The sequence below is a fragment of the Siminovitchia fortis genome, from assembly GCF_007681465.1.
In the GTDB taxonomy this organism is placed as follows: domain Bacteria; phylum Bacillota; class Bacilli; order Bacillales; family Bacillaceae_C; genus Siminovitchia; species Siminovitchia fortis.
The window spans coordinates 1-15,665 of record NZ_VEKZ01000017.1; the positions used below are offsets into that span (position 1 = coordinate 1).

Annotated in this window: 13 protein-coding genes; 12 read left to right on the forward strand and 1 reads right to left on the reverse strand. The window is 46.7% G+C overall.

Annotated elements, in window-relative coordinates; translation table 11 throughout:
• Positions 1-45: 45 nt before the first annotated feature.
• Positions 46-285 carry a hypothetical protein gene (locus FS666_RS19770; RefSeq protein ID WP_144461281.1) on the reverse strand — a complete coding sequence of 80 codons (240 nt, stop codon included), beginning with the start codon at positions 283-285 and terminating at the stop codon, positions 46-48.
• A gap of 367 nt (positions 286-652) precedes the next feature.
• Between FS666_RS19770 and uvrB the strand changes: the two genes are divergently transcribed.
• The 12 genes from uvrB (at position 653) to FS666_RS07865 (ending at position 15,643) form a co-directional block, all read left to right on the forward strand.
• Positions 653-2,629: an excinuclease ABC subunit UvrB gene (uvrB, locus tag FS666_RS07810; protein ID WP_144461282.1), complete on the forward strand. Its 1,977-nt coding sequence runs from the start codon at positions 653-655 to the stop codon at positions 2,627-2,629.
• A 7-nt stretch (positions 2,630-2,636) separates the two neighbouring features.
• Positions 2,637-5,522: an excinuclease ABC subunit UvrA gene (gene uvrA, locus FS666_RS07815; RefSeq protein WP_144461283.1), complete on the forward strand. Its 2,886-nt coding sequence runs from the start codon at positions 2,637-2,639 to the stop codon at positions 5,520-5,522.
• Positions 5,523-5,595: 73 nt separating this feature from the next.
• The gene (locus FS666_RS07820; RefSeq protein ID WP_120071134.1) at positions 5,596-6,765 is read left to right on the forward strand and encodes a DUF4097 family beta strand repeat-containing protein; all 1,170 of its coding nucleotides are present in this window, start codon (positions 5,596-5,598) and stop codon (positions 6,763-6,765) included.
• Between the two features lie 3 nt (positions 6,766-6,768).
• A complete protein-coding gene (locus FS666_RS07825) occupies positions 6,769-7,125 on the forward strand; it encodes a phage holin family protein (RefSeq protein WP_120071130.1) in 357 nt (118 codons plus the stop codon).
• A gap of 216 nt (positions 7,126-7,341) precedes the next feature.
• On the forward strand, positions 7,342-8,277 hold the full coding sequence (gene hprK / locus FS666_RS07830; RefSeq protein WP_120071128.1) for an HPr(Ser) kinase/phosphatase: 936 nt from the start codon (positions 7,342-7,344) through the stop codon (positions 8,275-8,277).
• A gap of 27 nt (positions 8,278-8,304) precedes the next feature.
• Positions 8,305-9,114: a prolipoprotein diacylglyceryl transferase gene (gene lgt, locus FS666_RS07835; protein WP_120071112.1), complete on the forward strand. Its 810-nt coding sequence runs from the start codon at positions 8,305-8,307 to the stop codon at positions 9,112-9,114.
• A 117-nt stretch (positions 9,115-9,231) separates the two neighbouring features.
• On the forward strand, positions 9,232-9,888 hold the full coding sequence (gene ppaX / locus FS666_RS07840) for a pyrophosphatase PpaX (RefSeq protein ID WP_390615143.1): 657 nt from the start codon (positions 9,232-9,234) through the stop codon (positions 9,886-9,888).
• Entirely contained in the window at positions 9,885-10,424 is a 540-nt protein-coding gene (locus FS666_RS07845) for an acyltransferase (RefSeq protein ID WP_120071106.1), read from the forward strand. The genes ppaX and FS666_RS07845 overlap by 4 nt, the downstream gene beginning before the upstream one ends.
• Positions 10,425-10,804: 380 nt before the next feature.
• Positions 10,805-12,316: a tetratricopeptide repeat protein gene (locus FS666_RS07850; RefSeq protein WP_120071103.1), complete on the forward strand. Its 1,512-nt coding sequence runs from the start codon at positions 10,805-10,807 to the stop codon at positions 12,314-12,316.
• Between the two features lie 135 nt (positions 12,317-12,451).
• A complete protein-coding gene (gene trxB, locus FS666_RS07855) occupies positions 12,452-13,402 on the forward strand; it encodes a thioredoxin-disulfide reductase (protein WP_120071100.1) in 951 nt (316 codons plus the stop codon).
• Between the two features lie 367 nt (positions 13,403-13,769).
• Positions 13,770-14,663: an RNase adapter RapZ gene (gene rapZ, locus FS666_RS07860; RefSeq protein WP_120071098.1), complete on the forward strand. Its 894-nt coding sequence runs from the start codon at positions 13,770-13,772 to the stop codon at positions 14,661-14,663.
• Entirely contained in the window at positions 14,660-15,643 is a 984-nt protein-coding gene (locus FS666_RS07865) for a gluconeogenesis morphogenetic factor MgfK (protein ID WP_144461284.1), read from the forward strand. Before rapZ ends, FS666_RS07865 begins: the two co-directional genes overlap by 4 nt.
• The last annotated feature ends 22 nt before the right edge of the window (positions 15,644-15,665 follow it).

The following is a 15,665-nucleotide window of genomic DNA, read 5'->3' on the forward strand; positions in this document are numbered from 1 at the left end:
TTAAATAAATTATAAGTCTATTATAACCTATTATTTTTGTTGGTGTTACTTATTCCGTGTAAGTTTTTTTATAGGGCCAAAATGTATATTGAGCATGTCCCCTTCAATTTTGTATTTGGTATTAAACCATATCCACCCTAAAAAATAAATCATACTTGCTGCAATCACCAGCCCTAAAATATCAAATTTGACGAAAAGTGATTGATAGAATAGCCAAACGAAGGCACCGATACAACCCCAAATAATCATACCCATCCATAGATCTTTTCTTGATGAAAACTCCATTTGATCAACTTCATGGCTTTTTTACGAATAAGCGCCTCTAAATTGTTTCATGAATTTTGCGCAGTGTCGAAAATACGTTCGCATATTTCTGGTTATGAAAGGGCCGTTTGTGGTAAAATGACTGTATGGCTATTTTAATAAAATGATGGAAAAACATAGATATAGTAAGAAAAGCGCAAGGCGCCCGTCTATCGGCGCAAAGCTAGACGAGCGCTGAAGAAGGCGTAGTTTGCCTTCATCAGCGATTGGCTTATGGCCTCGAGCCGATGGCGCCTGAAGCTGGACATTACGTTAATCTTGTTTGAAGAGAAAATTCGGTAAAATTTTATGCTTTCTTATCTTTCAAGAAAAACGGGAGGATGCCGGTGTGAAAAACCAGTTTGAAGTAGTTTCGAAATATAAGCCTGCTGGCGACCAGCCAAAGGCGATCGAGCGTCTTGTTAAAGGTTTCCAATCAGGAAAGAAGTATCAGACGCTATTGGGAGCAACAGGTACCGGTAAGACGTTCACTGTTTCAAACATGATCAAGGAAGTGAACAAGCCGACGCTTGTCATTGCCCATAACAAGACGCTTGCAGGACAGTTGTACAGTGAATTCAAAGAGTTTTTTCCGAACAATGCCGTCGAATATTTTGTCAGCTTCTATGATTATTACCAGCCGGAGGCGTATGTACCGCAGACAGATACGTTCATAGAGAAAGATTCAAGCGTAAATGACGAAATCAACCGGCTCAGGCACTCGGCGACTTCCGCTTTGTTTGAGCGGAATGATGTTATCATCATTGCCAGTGTCTCCTGCATTTACGGCCTTGGTTCCCCGGAAGAATACCGGGACCACGTTCTGTCACTCCGCACAGGGATGGAAATAGAAAGGAATCAGCTTTTACGCAGGCTTGTCGATCTTCAATATGCACGCAATGACATCGAATTTACGAGTGGAACGTTCCGCGTTCGCGGGGATGTCGTGGAGATTTTCCCTGTAGCCCGTGAAGAGCAATGCATCCGGGTGGAATTTTTCGGCGATGAAATCGACCGCATCCGGGTAGTAGACGCTTTAACCGGGGAGATTGTCGGTGACCGCGAGCATGCGGCCATCTTCCCTGCTTCCCACTATGTGACGGGTGAGGAGAAGCTGAGGATCGCTATTCAAAATATTGAGCTTGAATTGGAAGAACGGCTGGCCGAATTGCGGGCGGAGGAAAAACTGCTTGAAGCCCAGCGGCTCGAACAACGAACGAGATATGACCTGGAAATGATGAGGGAAATGGGCTTCTGTGCAGGGATTGAGAACTACTCCCGCCATTTGACCTTAAGGCCGCCGGGCGCCACTCCTTTTACGCTGCTGGATTATTTTCCCGATGACTTCCAAATCGTCGTCGATGAGTCGCACGTCACACTTCCGCAAATCCGCGGAATGTACAATGGTGACCAGGCGAGGAAGCAGGTGCTGGTCGATCACGGTTTCCGCCTGCCGTCAGCACTTGATAACCGGCCGCTCATGTTCGAAGAATTTGAGAAACATATTAAACAGATTGTGTTTGTATCTGCGACTCCCGGACCGTACGAACTGGAAAAAACACCGGAAATGGTCGAGCAGATCATCCGTCCGACAGGATTGCTTGATCCAACGATCGATGTCCGGCCCATTGAAGGGCAAATTGATGACCTGCTTGGTGAAATCAATGATCGGATTGAAAGAAACGAGCGTGTCCTTGTGACGACACTCACGAAAAAAATGTCGGAAGATCTAACGGACTATTTAAAAGATGTCGGGGTAAAGGTTCAGTATCTGCACTCTGAAATCAAAACCTTGGAAAGGATTGAAATCATCCGCGATTTAAGGCTCGGAAAGTATGATGTCCTTGTAGGAATCAACCTTCTCCGGGAAGGGCTGGACATACCGGAAGTGTCCCTGGTGGCCATTCTCGATGCGGATAAAGAAGGTTTCTTGCGTTCCGAACGGTCGCTCATCCAGACAATTGGCCGGGCAGCGCGAAACGCAAACGGGCATGTCATCATGTATGCCGATAAAATCACCGATTCCATGGATATGGCCATCAAAGAAACGAAGCGGAGACGCTCGATCCAGGAAGAATATAACAAAAAGCATGGCATTACGCCGACAACAATCCAAAAGGATGTCCGCGACGTCATCCGTGCGACGGTTGCAGCGGAGGAAACAGAAGAATACACTTATGAAAATACGAAAAAATTAACGAAAAAGGAAAAAGACAAGCTGATCACTTCAATGGAGAAGGAAATGAAAGAAGCGGCAAAAGCGCTTGATTTTGAACGGGCGGCGCAGCTTCGCGATGCCATTTTGGAGTTGAAAGCGGAAGGATGAAACAGCGATGGCACTAGAAAAAATCATTGTTAAAGGCGCACGTGCCCATAACCTAAAAGATATCGATGTCACGATTCCAAGGGACCAGCTCGTTGTGGTCACGGGGCTTTCCGGTTCCGGAAAGTCTTCGTTGGCGTTCGACACCATTTATGCGGAAGGCCAGCGGCGCTACGTTGAGTCGCTGTCAGCATATGCCAGACAATTTTTAGGGCAGATGGATAAACCGGACGTTGATGCAATTGAAGGGCTGTCTCCGGCGATATCAATCGATCAGAAAACGACAAGCAGAAATCCCCGTTCGACTGTCGGAACGGTGACGGAAATCTATGACTATCTGCGCTTGCTGTTTGCCAGGGTGGGCCGGCCGATTTGTCCTGTCCACGGGATTGAAATCACGTCCCAGACGATCGAGCAAATGGTCGATCGGATCATGGATTACCCGGAAAGAACGAGGATCCAGGTTCTTGCACCTGTCATTTCCGGAAGGAAGGGCGCCCATGTCAAGGTGCTTGAGGACATTAAGAAGCAAGGCTTCGTCCGCGTTCGGGTGGATGGTGAGATCCTTGATCTCGGCGAAGACATCCAGCTTGAAAAAAATAAAAAGCATTCCATCGAGGTTGTCGTTGACCGGATTGTGATCAAAGAGGATATAGAAACACGATTGGCGGATTCGCTCGAAACAGCGCTTGGCCTCGGTGAAGGAAAAGTCATGATCGATGTAATCGGCGAAGAGGAGCTGCTGTTCAGCGAACATCATGCGTGTCCGGAATGCGGTTTTTCCATCGATAAATTGGAACCGCGGATGTTCTCGTTCAACAGCCCGTTTGGTGCCTGCCAGGAGTGTGACGGCCTCGGTTCGAAGCTGGAAGTGGATAAGGATCTAGTCATTCCTGATGATTCCCTGGCATTGAGTGAAGGGGCGATTGTTCCTTGGATTCCTGTCAGTTCGCAATATTACCCGCAGCTTTTAAAAACCGTGTGCAAACATTATGCCATCAGCATGGATGTTCCGGTGAAGGATTTGCCGAAGGAGCATTTGGATAAAATTTTATACGGCTCGGGGGCGGATCTGATCCGCTTCCGCTATCAAAATGATTTTGGCCAGGTGAGGGAAAGCAGCATCAGATTTGAGGGTGTTCTCCGGAATGTGGAGCGCCGCTATCATGAAACAAGCTCCGATTATATAAGGGAGCAAATGGAAAAATACATGGCGGAACAGCCGTGCCCGCGCTGCAGCGGGTACAGGCTGAAAGAAGAAAGCTTGGCCGTCAAAATCGAAAACAAGCATATCGGCCAGGTGACAGAGCTGTCTATCCAGGATGCTGCACAGTTTTTCAAAACCATTCACTTAACAGAAAAAGAGATGCAGATCGCGCACATGATTTTAAAAGAGATTGATGAGAGGCTGAGTTTCCTTGTTAATGTCGGCCTGGATTATTTGACATTGAGCCGCGCGGCGGGGACGCTTTCCGGAGGGGAAGCCCAGCGGATCAGGCTCGCCACGCAAATCGGCTCTCGCCTGACAGGGGTATTGTATGTACTCGATGAACCTTCCATCGGGCTTCATCAGCGGGATAACGACCGCCTGATTGGGACGCTGAAAAATATGCGTGACATCGGCAATACGCTCATTGTTGTGGAGCATGACGAAGATACGATCCTGGCAGCGGATTATTTGATTGATATCGGTCCCGGGGCAGGCGTGCACGGCGGGGAAGTTGTCGCCTGCGGTACGCCGAAAGAAGTGATGAAGCAGCATGATTCATTGACAGGGCAATATTTGTCAGGGAAAAAATTCATTCCGCTTCCGCCGGAGCGCCGTATTTCTGACGGAAGGTTCATCGAAATAAAAGGTGCGAAGGAAAACAATCTTAAAAATGTGAATGTCAAAATTCCGCTCGGTGTATTTATTGCTGTAACAGGTGTTTCGGGTTCGGGAAAAAGTACATTGATCAATGAAATTTTACACAAATCCCTTGCGATGAAACTTCACAGGGCCAAAGCAAAACCCGGCGCCCATAAGGAAATTAAGGGCTTGGATCACCTGGAAAAAGTGATTGATATCGACCAGTCACCGATCGGCCGGACGCCGCGTTCCAACCCGGCCACGTATACCGGCGTGTTTGATGATATCCGTGACGTGTTTGCTTCCACCAACGAGGCAAAGGTCCGCGGTTATAAAAAAGGCCGCTTCAGCTTCAACGTCAAAGGCGGAAGATGCGAAGCATGCCGAGGTGACGGGATCATCAAGATTGAGATGCACTTTTTACCCGATGTGTATGTACCCTGTGAAGTGTGCCACGGCAAAAGGTATAATCGGGAAACGCTGGAAGTAAAATATAAAGGGAAAAATATTGCAGATGTTCTGGATATGACCATTGAGGATGGATTGGAGTTTTTCGAAAACATCCCGAAAATCAAACGAAAGCTGCAGACGATTGCCGATGTGGGGCTTGGCTATATGAAGCTGGGACAGCCGGCAACAACACTTTCCGGAGGAGAAGCACAAAGGGTGAAGCTCGCATCCGAGCTTCACAGGCGTTCAAACGGCCGCTCGATCTATATTCTGGATGAACCGACAACAGGACTGCATGCTGATGATATTGCACGCCTGTTAAACGTTTTGCAGCGGTTAGTCGATAATGGAAACACAGTTCTCGTCATTGAACATAATCTGGATGTGATCAAGACAACCGATTATATCATCGATCTTGGACCTGAAGGCGGTAATAAGGGAGGAACGATTGTTGCAACGGGCACGCCCGAAAAAATCGCGGATTCCCCCGAATCCCATACGGGCCGATATTTGAAGCCGATTTTAGAGCGGGATAAAGCCCGCATGAAACGGTTGATCACCCTGAAGGAAACGAAAGAAGAAGCCATTGCCAAGTAATTTTTTCCGAGAGTGAAACATTTTTCCCGTTCATCTCGTATTACATGACAGATGAAAAATAGGAGGATTGACCATGAACCAGGATCGAAAACGAATACTTGAAATGGTGCAAGAAGGAAAGCTGTCGGCTCAGGAAGCAATCATTTTGCTTGATGCATTGGAAGGCGGGGATGCCGAAGGTACAGCAGCAGAGCCTTCCAGCCCGGAAACTTCTTCAAAGGCCGGGTCAAAAGCGGAGTCCACTGCGGGATCAAGCGGTGATTCAACATGGAACAAGCAGAGCCAATCGAAGGAATCGGGTTCAGGCGATGATACTTTCTATTCGCAGATTGAGCAGGCCGGCGAGCGGATTTTCGATTTCGTCAACACGGCGCTTCGGAAAATCAAGGATATCGATTGGCAGATTACCCAGTCAGTCGAAGTCCCGCATGTGTTCCAGCAGGCGGATGAACAAATTGAGCGGATCGACATTGATATCGCCAATGGGCCTGTCCGCCTCATTGCTTGGGACCAGCAGGAAGTCCGCGTAGAATGCCAGGCGAAAGTTTACCGGGTGGAAGACCGCGATGAAGGCCGCAGCTATTTCCTTGATAATACGGTTTTTTCCCAGGAAAACGGGCTCCTTTGTTTCGCGACGAAATCCAAATGGATGCGTGTGGAGACAACGGCTTATATTCCAAGAAAAATTTATAAAAAGATGGCGGTTCGTGTTTTTAACGGAGAAATGACAGGGGAACTGCTTGAAACCGAGCATCTGATCGTGAAAACAACGAACGGAAAAGTCGACTTGACCGGCATTTCCGGCAAGAAGCTTGATATCGATACGGTGAACGGCCAAATAAAAGTGATCGATTTGAATACCGACAGCATTGAGGCTGAAACGGTCAACGGAGCGATTGACGTGTCAGGGTTCTCCAGAAAGGCTGAGTTGAAGTCCTTCAACGGGAATATCCATTGCACGCTGGAACATTCCGGTACAGAAATGTTCGAAGCCAAAGCTGTAACAGGAAATATTTATGTAAATGTTCCGGATACTGCGACAATCGACGGGGAAATCCGATCCAATCTTGGAAGCTATAAGCTGGATTTGGAAGGCATCAATGTTCTCCATGAAAAGAAGGAAGTCATCCAAAAGCAAATGAAGTTCAAGCGCAGCGGAACGGATGATCAGACCCTGTATCTTGAAGCGGACACAAAAACCGGATCCGTGTTCATTAGAAAAGCAAACCAAAAAGGAGAATAAAGCATGAGATGGTTGATTGGAATTCTAATCAACGCAGTTCTTTTCATCGCGTTTGCCGGTTACTTTGAAGGAGTCCATGTCTCAAGCTTTGGAGCGGCCGTTGCAGCAAGTATTGTACTGTCAATATTGAACGTTTTGGTGAGGCCGCTTCTCATCCTTTTGACATTGCCTATCACCTTGCTGACGCTTGGATTCTTTTTGCTGGTAATCAACGCCATCACATTATCGATGACTGACGCCCTCATGGGCACCAAATTCGAAATCGATGGATTCGGGCTGACCTTCCTGATTGCAGTGATCATGGTACTGGTCAATATAATCATTCAAAAAACAATTTTGAATCCTGATCGGAACAAATAACCCGGACAGCCTTGGCTGGACCGGGTTATTTGGCATATACCCGCGGATAGAGGAAAATCCGCGTCTAACCTTCCCGCCTCGGGGTCATCTCCAAGCACAAAATTTCTTGAATGGTGGAGTTTATTAAGCAGAAAGTGCTAAAATAGACAGGGTGAAGTTTTTTTTGTGCAGAAACCGAAGTTTACAGCAAGAGGTTTCGATAAGGGAGGGATTCCGATGGCGAAAGTTCGTACGGAAGATATCATCAAGGAATTCGATCTGGAACTGGTCAGCGGCGAGGAAGGGATTCACAGACCGATTACGACTAGTGATATTTCCCGGCCCGGATTGGAGATTGCCGGCTTTTTTCATTACTATCCGGCCGAGCGTGTCCAGCTTTTGGGACGGACAGAAGTAAAATTCACAGAAATGCTCATGAGAGGCGAAAGAAAATACCGAATGGAGCAGCTTTGCACCGATGCGACCCCGTGCATCATTATCACGGGCGGCATGGATGTGCCTGAAGAATTGATTGAAGTATCTGAAATACATTCGGTTCCTGTTTTGCGGACACCGATGAAGACGACCGGTTTTTCAAGCCGTCTCACCTATTATTTGGAAAATAAGCTGGCACCCACAACTGCTGTTCACGGAGTGCTTGTAGAGATATTTGGAGTTGGCGTCCTCATCACCGGCCAAAGCGGCGTTGGGAAAAGCGAAACGGCGCTAGCCCTTATCGAAAGAGGCCACAGGCTTGTTGCGGATGACTGCGTTGAAATCCGCCAAGTCGATATGGACAGGCTTGTGGGAACTGCCCCGGAATTGCTCGAACATCTGCTGGAAATTCGCGGGTTGGGCATCATCAATGTGATGACGTTGTTTGGAGCGGGAGCTGTCCGCCCGTATAAAAGAATTACCCTGACGATCCATCTTGAATTCTGGGACGGGGATAAGCAATACGACAGGCTTGGACTCGACGAAGAGACCGTTAAAATTTTTGATACAGAAATTACAAAGCTGACAATTCCGGTACGCCCCGGCCGGAACCTGGCCGTCATTATCGAAGTGGCAGCGATGAATTTCCGTTTGAAAAGAATGGGAATGAATGCGGCCGAGCAGTTTGCCGACAGGCTGTCCGACGTGATGACAGAGGAAGAAAGCCAATTCGACTAAAAAACTACTTTTCATGGAGTTGAAATTATGGACCCGGATTTTCAACCACTGAACCCGATTGCCATACAAATTGGCCCGTTTGCCGTTCATTGGTACGGTATCATCATCGGCCTGGGAATTGCACTGGCATTATATTTTGCGATGCGGGAAGGGACCAAACATCATCTCGATAAAGAAACTTTTCCTGATCTGCTCATATGGGCGATCCCCATTTCTATCATTTGCGCCCGCATATATTACGTCATATTCCAGTGGGATTATTATTCTCAGAATCCCGCCGATATTGTAAAAGTTTGGGAAGGCGGCATTGCAATTCACGGTGCGCTCATCGGAGCGGTTGCCACGGCTGTCGTCTTTTCCAAATTCAAAGGAATTTCATTTTGGAAGATTGCGGACATTGCTGCGCCGAGCCTCATTCTTGGACAGGCGATCGGCCGCTGGGGAAATTTTATGAACCAGGAAGCGTATGGACGAGAGGTAAGCCGCGCTTTCCTTGAAAACATGCACCTTCCCGATTTTATCATCAACCAGATGTACATAGAAGGCGCCTACCACCATCCTACGTTTCTCTATGAATCCATTTGGAATATCATCGGATTTGTCCTGCTCATTTTATTGAGAAAAGTGAACTTGCACCGCGGCGAGCTTTTTCTCTCCTACGTGATTTACTATTCGATCGGCCGCTTCTTTGTGGAAGGAATGAGGACGGACAGCCTGATGCTGACGAGCAGCTTAAGGATGGCGCAGGTCATTTCCCTTGTTTTGATTGCCGGGGCTGTTATCTTTTGGGTGTATCGGAGAAAAGCAGGCCTGGCAAAAGCCCGCTATTATGAATGAAGATCTTGTTAAATGGGAGAGAATGATGAATGTATAAAACGTCAGTGTTGCCAAAACGGCCTGGGCATTCATCAGGATGCTCGGAATGAAGGAAAACACATCGAAAGGGAAAGTTGTATAGTGACTGATAAAATTAACACATTGTTATTTGATTTGGACGGAACGCTTCTTGATACGAATGAATTGATTATCACTTCCTACTTGCACGTCTTTGAAAAGTTTTATCCGGGGCGCTTCACTCGCAAGGATGTTCTGCCGTTTCTTGGACCGCCGCTGATCGATGCATTTGTAAGTGTGGATCCGGAAAAAGCGGAGGAAATGGTTGATGTCTATCGCAAGTTCAACGCGGAGAAGCATGATTTGCTTGTACACGAATTTGAAGGAGTCTATGAGACGATCCGGTCACTGCATGAAAATAACTTTAAAATGGCGATCGTATCGACGAAAATCAGGAAGACTGTTTTAAAAGGGCTGGCCCTTGCGAATTTGGACAAGTTTTTTGATGTCGTCGTAACGCTGGATGAGGTGGAGAAAGCGAAACCTGATCCCGAGCCGCTTGAAAAGGCGCTGGCCGCACTTGAATCCAAGCCCGGCGAAGCGATGATGATCGGCGACAACTATCATGATATTTTAGGCGGAAAAAATGCCGGCACCTACACATGCGGAGTAGCCTGGTCCGTGAAAGGAGCGGACTATCTAAAACAGTACGAGCCGGATTTTATGCTTGATAGGATGTCCGATCTTCTCGGTATTGTCGGAGTGGGCGTCAGATGAGAAGAACGGAGCGGTTCCCTGTAGAGGGTGCCAATTCTTTATGGCATATATACAAAACCGTCCCGTTCTGGAAGGTGATGCGGAATTTCATCGTCATCCAGGCTGCGAGGTACACTCCTTTTTTAGCCTTGAAAAATTGGATGTACCGTGTATTCCTGAACATGTCGGTCGGGGAAAAGACATCCTTCGCGCTGATGGTCATGCCGGATATTATGTTTCCGGAAAAAATCACTGTCGGAACGAATACGGTCATCGGCTATAATACGACGATCCTTGCCCACGAGTACTTAATTAAGGAATACAGACTGGGGCCTGTCGTTATTGGCGATAACGTTCTGATCGGTGCGAATACGACCATTCTCCCCGGAGTCGAAATTGGGGATGAAGCGGTCGTTTCGGCGGGCACCCTGGTACATAAAGATGTTCCGGCAGGGGCATTTGCCGGCGGAAATCCGATGAAAATTATTTATACAAAAGAAGAAATGGATGAACGCCGGAAGGCGGATACTTCAAATAGAGCTGATGATCCTTTTTAAAAAGGAAAGAAAGAAAAAATTTTTTCAAAGATATTCGTATAAAATTATTGTGCTTTGTCCAGCTCCAGCGCCCAGCGACTAGCAAACTTCGCACTCCTCCACTACGATAAGTCAACATCGGCTCCTTCGTCGCCGTGTTTCCTTTATCTCATTGCGGAGTGCTCCAGTTTGTACGTCGCTAAACGGGCGCTTTCGCTTTTCTTTACGGGTCATTTTTTGTTTGAAAAATGTTTTAGAGGTTAAAATGAAATACAATCGTTCTATTGGGTCCTTGTTCGGCGTATGAATTTGATAGTTTCCTTTTTTGGCGATTTAAAGAGACAATTTTGTATGTTATACTACAAAAAGCGACAAAGGACGATAGCAACGGAGGAAATACGATGTCCAGATACTCGAAAAAGAAAAGAAATCAAGCGAAAATCTATAGTTTTTTGCCGACAGGAGATTACTATTTTCATAAAGGGCTCCAGTCATATGATCGCTTTGATTTTACAAATGCCAAAAAGTATTTGCAGAGAGCATTGGAGCTGGAACCGTTGGAACCGATGATTGCCTGCCAGCTTGCTCTTGTCCATACCGAAACAGGAGATTATGAAAAGTCCAATCAGCTTCTGCTTATGACATTGAATGAACTGGATGAACGGATGACGGAGTGCTACTACTTTTTGGCAAATAATTATGCTCATCTGGGGCTTTTTACGGAGGCCTGCCGATATGCAAGGCTTTATCTGGAAAAAGATGAAGTGGGAGAATTTGCGGACGAAGCGGAGGAGCTGCTCGAGTGGATAGGGATCGACGATGATGATAATATGGCTTTGATGAAAGAGCAGGAGGAGCTTCTTCAATTGCAGGAAGAGTCAAAATCCCTGCTGGAAGATGGAAAATATTCAGAAGCCGTGCAAATGCTTGAGAAAATGGTAAAAGCCTACCCTGAATTCTGGCCTGCCTATAATAATTTGGCATTGGCTTATTTTTACGAAGGGGAAACGAGCAAAGCCTTTTCGATGACGGAAAAAGTGATCGCCCATAATCCGGGCAACCTGCATGCGTTGTGCAATTTGGCTGTATTTTATTATTACGAAGACCAAACGGAAGACCTGGATCGCTTGTTGGAAGCATTGGAAAAAATCAAACCGCTTATTCCGGAACACCGCTATAAATTGGGAGCGACATTTGCGCTGGCCAAACAATACGACTTGGCTTACTTTTGGCTGCGCCAGCTCCAAAAATCAGGTTATCCGGGAAATGCAGGATTTTATTATTGGCTAGCCAAAGCAGCTTATTTTACCGGAAATGAGAAAGCCGCAAAAGCTGCCTGGGACCGGCTTGTTTTACTGGAACCTGAAAAGTCGGGTAACGCGCCATGGGACGAATCTATCGAAGAAGCCGATAAAAGAAACGAAGGGGACCAAGCCCTTTTGAAGCTGCTGCGAAGCGAAAAAATTGCGGAACGGCTATGCGCGATTTTCTTTATTTCGATTTCCGACAGACAGCCGGCGCTGTTGACTCACCCTTCCTTTAAATCGATTGAGGAATTCAGCTATCCGGAAAAGCTATATCTGGCAACGATTCTCCAGGTTGAAAAAAGACAGGAGCTTCGTGGTGGAATGAGGATTGATAAGGCGCATGAAACAGCAATCGAATTATATGAAAGGCACAAAGACCGCCCGGCTGATGTCTTTGATCTGCTCAAAATCTGGTTTGATTTTTTTCAAAAGGCCATTGAGACCGGAGAAAAATTTGCAAATCCTGCAGCTTATGCCGCCGCTGCGGAATATGTTTGGAGCATGGAGAAAAACGAGGCGAAAACGCAGCGCGAAATCGCAAAAAAATACGGGATTTCCCCAGCCACACTTCGGAAATATATCATAAAAATAGAACGATACCTTTAATTGAGCATATGTTTGGACGTATAGCAAATACTTTAATACGATATCAAATAAGGAACTAATTAAAAAGATTATAAAGTGAAAATTGTTCTTTTGTCGGAATTTCTTTCGATAGGACAACGAAGGAGTGTATGAGCGATGTCAGAAGACAAAATTTATGATGTGATCATTGCGGGAGCAGGGCCCGCCGGAATGACCGCTGCCGTCTATACATCCCGCGCCAACCTGTCCACCCTCATGATTGAACGCGGAGTCCCGGGCGGCCAGATGGCCGATACGGCAGACGTGGAGAACTACCCTGGATTTGATCATATCCTGGGGCCGGACCTTTCCACAAAAATGTTTGAACATGCGAAAAAATTTGGCGCGGAGTATGCCTATGGCGACATTAAGGAAATAGTTGACGGAGACCCGTATAAGGTTGTCAAGGCAGGAGGCAAAGAGTACAGGGCGTATGCTGTTATTGTTGCTACAGGTGCCGAGTACCGGAAGCTCGGGGTTCCAGGGGAATCCGAATTGACAGGACGGGGCGTATCCTATTGTGCTGTGTGTGATGGTGCATTTTTTAAAGACAAAGAGCTGGTCGTCATCGGAGGCGGAGATTCTGCCGTTGAAGAAGGTGCCTACTTGACGCGCTTTGCCTCAAAAGTGACCATTATTCACCGCCGAGATGAGCTGCGGGCCCAAAAAATCCTTCAAGATCGTGCGTTTGCCAATGATAAGATCGACTTTATCTGGAGCCATACTGTGAAGCAAGTGAACGAGAAAGATGGAAAAGTAGGTTCCGTCACTCTCGTTTCGACAAAAGACGGTTCCGAAAGAGAGTTTAAGACGGACGGTATGTTCGTTTACGTTGGAATGAATCCGTTGACTCAATCCGTGGCAAATCTCGGGATCACAAATGCAGCGGGCTATATTGAAACAAATGAGAACATGGCGACAAGTGTTCCCGGTATTTTTGCTGCGGGGGATGTCCGTGACAAACTATTGAGACAGATCGTAACGGCCACAGGTGACGGAAGCATCGCTGCACAAAGTGCTCAAATTTATATTGAACGTTTGAAAGATGGGCAGCTTGCCAAACAGTAATCGCCATTTAATCTGTTTGTAACAGTGCTGCAATGTAATTTGTGTATATTTATATATGAGATATTGACCCCCTTTTTATACAATATCCCTTTTGATGCACAGGATGATTCCTGTGCTTTTTTTGATGTTAATGAATATGGTTTTTGCGAACTCCCTAATCATCCGATTTCCGCTTTTGTACTATTTTAGCCGGGGAAACTTCTTCATCACGCTGTCCTTCTTGGAAGGAAAATAGTATAATATGAAGAACACCGTCTTTTTTCTACAAGTGTATTTTATAATTACATAATAACGAGGAGCGTACAGGCTGCTGTCGCATATATATATATGTAAAATCCCTGGTTTCAGATTAGAGAGGGTGAATTCCATGAATAACGGATCCATGGAGGATATTCAGTTAGTTATCATTACAGGCATGTCAGGGGCAGGAAAAACGGTTGCCATCCACAGCTTTGAGGATCTGGGTTTCTTTTGCGTGGACAATTTACCGCCGGCATTGATGCCCAAATTTCTGGAATTGATGAAGGAATCCGGCAATAAAATGAACAAGGTTGCGCTTGTTATGGATTTAAGAGGCAGGGAGTTCTTTGATACGCTGCTTCGGGTCATCGATGATTTGTCCGATTCCAATTGGGTGACACCGCAAATTCTGTTCCTGGATGCCGATGATGAAGTGCTTGTCCGGAGATATAAAGAGACGCGGCGTTCCCATCCCCTTGCTCCGCTGGGCCTCCCGCTTGAGGGGATTAGACAGGAGAGGGAGCTGCTTGAGGAGCTGAAGGGCCGGGCACAGCATATTTATAAGACATCCCAGATGAAGCCAAAAGAATTGCGGGAAAAGATCCTGACAGAGTTTTCCGCGAATAAACAAGCCACCTTTATGGTGAATGTCATGTCATTCGGCTTTAAGCACGGCCTTCCCATCGATGCTGATCTTGTGTTCGATGTAAGGTTTTTGCCGAATCCCCACTATATTGACCATATGAGGCCAAAAACAGGACTGGAGGAAGAGGTTGCGAGCTACGTCCTCAAGTGGAGCGATACCCAAAAATTCCTTGCCAAAGTGACCGACTTGCTCGCTTTCATGCTGCCGCATTACAAAAGGGAAGGAAAAAGCCAGCTGGTGATTGCCATCGGGTGTACAGGCGGGCAGCATCGTTCGGTTGCACTTTCGGAATATATCGGGCATTATTTTGAAAACGACTATCATATCCGGGTTACACACCGTGATATCAAAAAGAGAAAGGAAATAGCCACATGACGGCACAATCCACACCGAAAATTGTGGTCATTGGCGGAGGTACCGGCCTGCCTGTCCTATTAAGGGGGCTGAAGAAGTACCCTGTCGATATCACGGCCATTGTAACCGTTGCTGACGACGGAGGAAGTTCCGGAAGATTAAGGACCGAGCTGGCAATACCGCCGCCCGGAGATATACGAAACGTAATTGCTGCATTATCTGATGCTGAGCCGCTCATCATAGACATGTTCCAGCATCGCTTTAATACTTCAAATGAGCTTTCCGGCCATTCATTGGGGAATTTGATCATTGCTGCCCTGACATCCGTTACCGGCGACTTTGTCCAGGCGGTGAAGGAAATGAGCAGGGTGTTAAATGTACACGGAAAGGTCCTTCCCGCCGCCAACCAGAGTGTTGTTCTTCACGCAGAAATGATGGATGGCACGATTGTTTCGGGAGAATCGAAAATTCCGGCAGTCCGCAAAGAAATCAAGAAGGTATTTTTGACGCCAGAAGTCATTAAGCCCCTTCCGGAAACAATTCAGTCGATCCATGAGGCGGATTTGATTGTCGTTGGACCTGGAAGCTTATATACGAGCATACTTCCAAACCTTCTTGTTCCGGGCCTTGGAGAAGAAGTGTGCAATGCAAAGGCTCGGAAAGTATATATTTGCAATCTGATGACACAGCCGGGCGAAACAACGGGCTTTACGGCAAGCAGGCATGTGAAAGCCCTGTATGAGCATATGGATTGCTCGTTTATCGATACAATACTTGTGAATAATAAAGAGATTCCTCCCGATCTGCAGCATCGTTATGAGAAAGAAATGGCCATTCCCGTCTATTTCGATGTCGATCAGCTTGTTTCCCTTGGAATGGAGGTTGTCCAGGGAGACATCGCCACCATCGAAAAAGGTTTTATCCGCCATGACACAGAAGCGGTGGCAAAAATACTTTACTCATTATTGGGCAGGGATATGAGCCGGGTTGCCAGCATTTAGACGTTGGTAAAGGAGGAAGCGA

What these genes read in the sequence shown, in the direction of transcription:
- FS666_RS19770 (WP_144461281.1), bottom strand. Translation starts at nt 285, where the DNA reads ATGGAGTTTTCATCAAGAAAAGATCTATGGATGGGTATGATTATTTGG.
- uvrA (WP_144461283.1), top strand. Translation starts at nt 2,637, where the DNA reads ATGGCACTAGAAAAAATCATTGTTAAAGGCGCACGTGCCCATAACCTA.
- FS666_RS07820 (WP_120071134.1), top strand. Translation starts at nt 5,596, where the DNA reads ATGAACCAGGATCGAAAACGAATACTTGAAATGGTGCAAGAAGGAAAG.
- FS666_RS07825 (WP_120071130.1), top strand. Translation starts at nt 6,769, where the DNA reads ATGAGATGGTTGATTGGAATTCTAATCAACGCAGTTCTTTTCATCGCG.
- hprK (WP_120071128.1), top strand. Translation starts at nt 7,342, where the DNA reads ATGGCGAAAGTTCGTACGGAAGATATCATCAAGGAATTCGATCTGGAA.
- lgt (WP_120071112.1), top strand. Translation starts at nt 8,305, where the DNA reads ATGGACCCGGATTTTCAACCACTGAACCCGATTGCCATACAAATTGGC.
- FS666_RS07845 (WP_120071106.1), top strand. Translation starts at nt 9,885, where the DNA reads ATGAGAAGAACGGAGCGGTTCCCTGTAGAGGGTGCCAATTCTTTATGG.
- FS666_RS07850 (WP_120071103.1), top strand. Translation starts at nt 10,805, where the DNA reads ATGTCCAGATACTCGAAAAAGAAAAGAAATCAAGCGAAAATCTATAGT.
- trxB (WP_120071100.1), top strand. Translation starts at nt 12,452, where the DNA reads ATGTCAGAAGACAAAATTTATGATGTGATCATTGCGGGAGCAGGGCCC.
- rapZ (WP_120071098.1), top strand. Translation starts at nt 13,770, where the DNA reads ATGAATAACGGATCCATGGAGGATATTCAGTTAGTTATCATTACAGGC.
- FS666_RS07865 (WP_144461284.1), top strand. Translation starts at nt 14,660, where the DNA reads ATGACGGCACAATCCACACCGAAAATTGTGGTCATTGGCGGAGGTACC.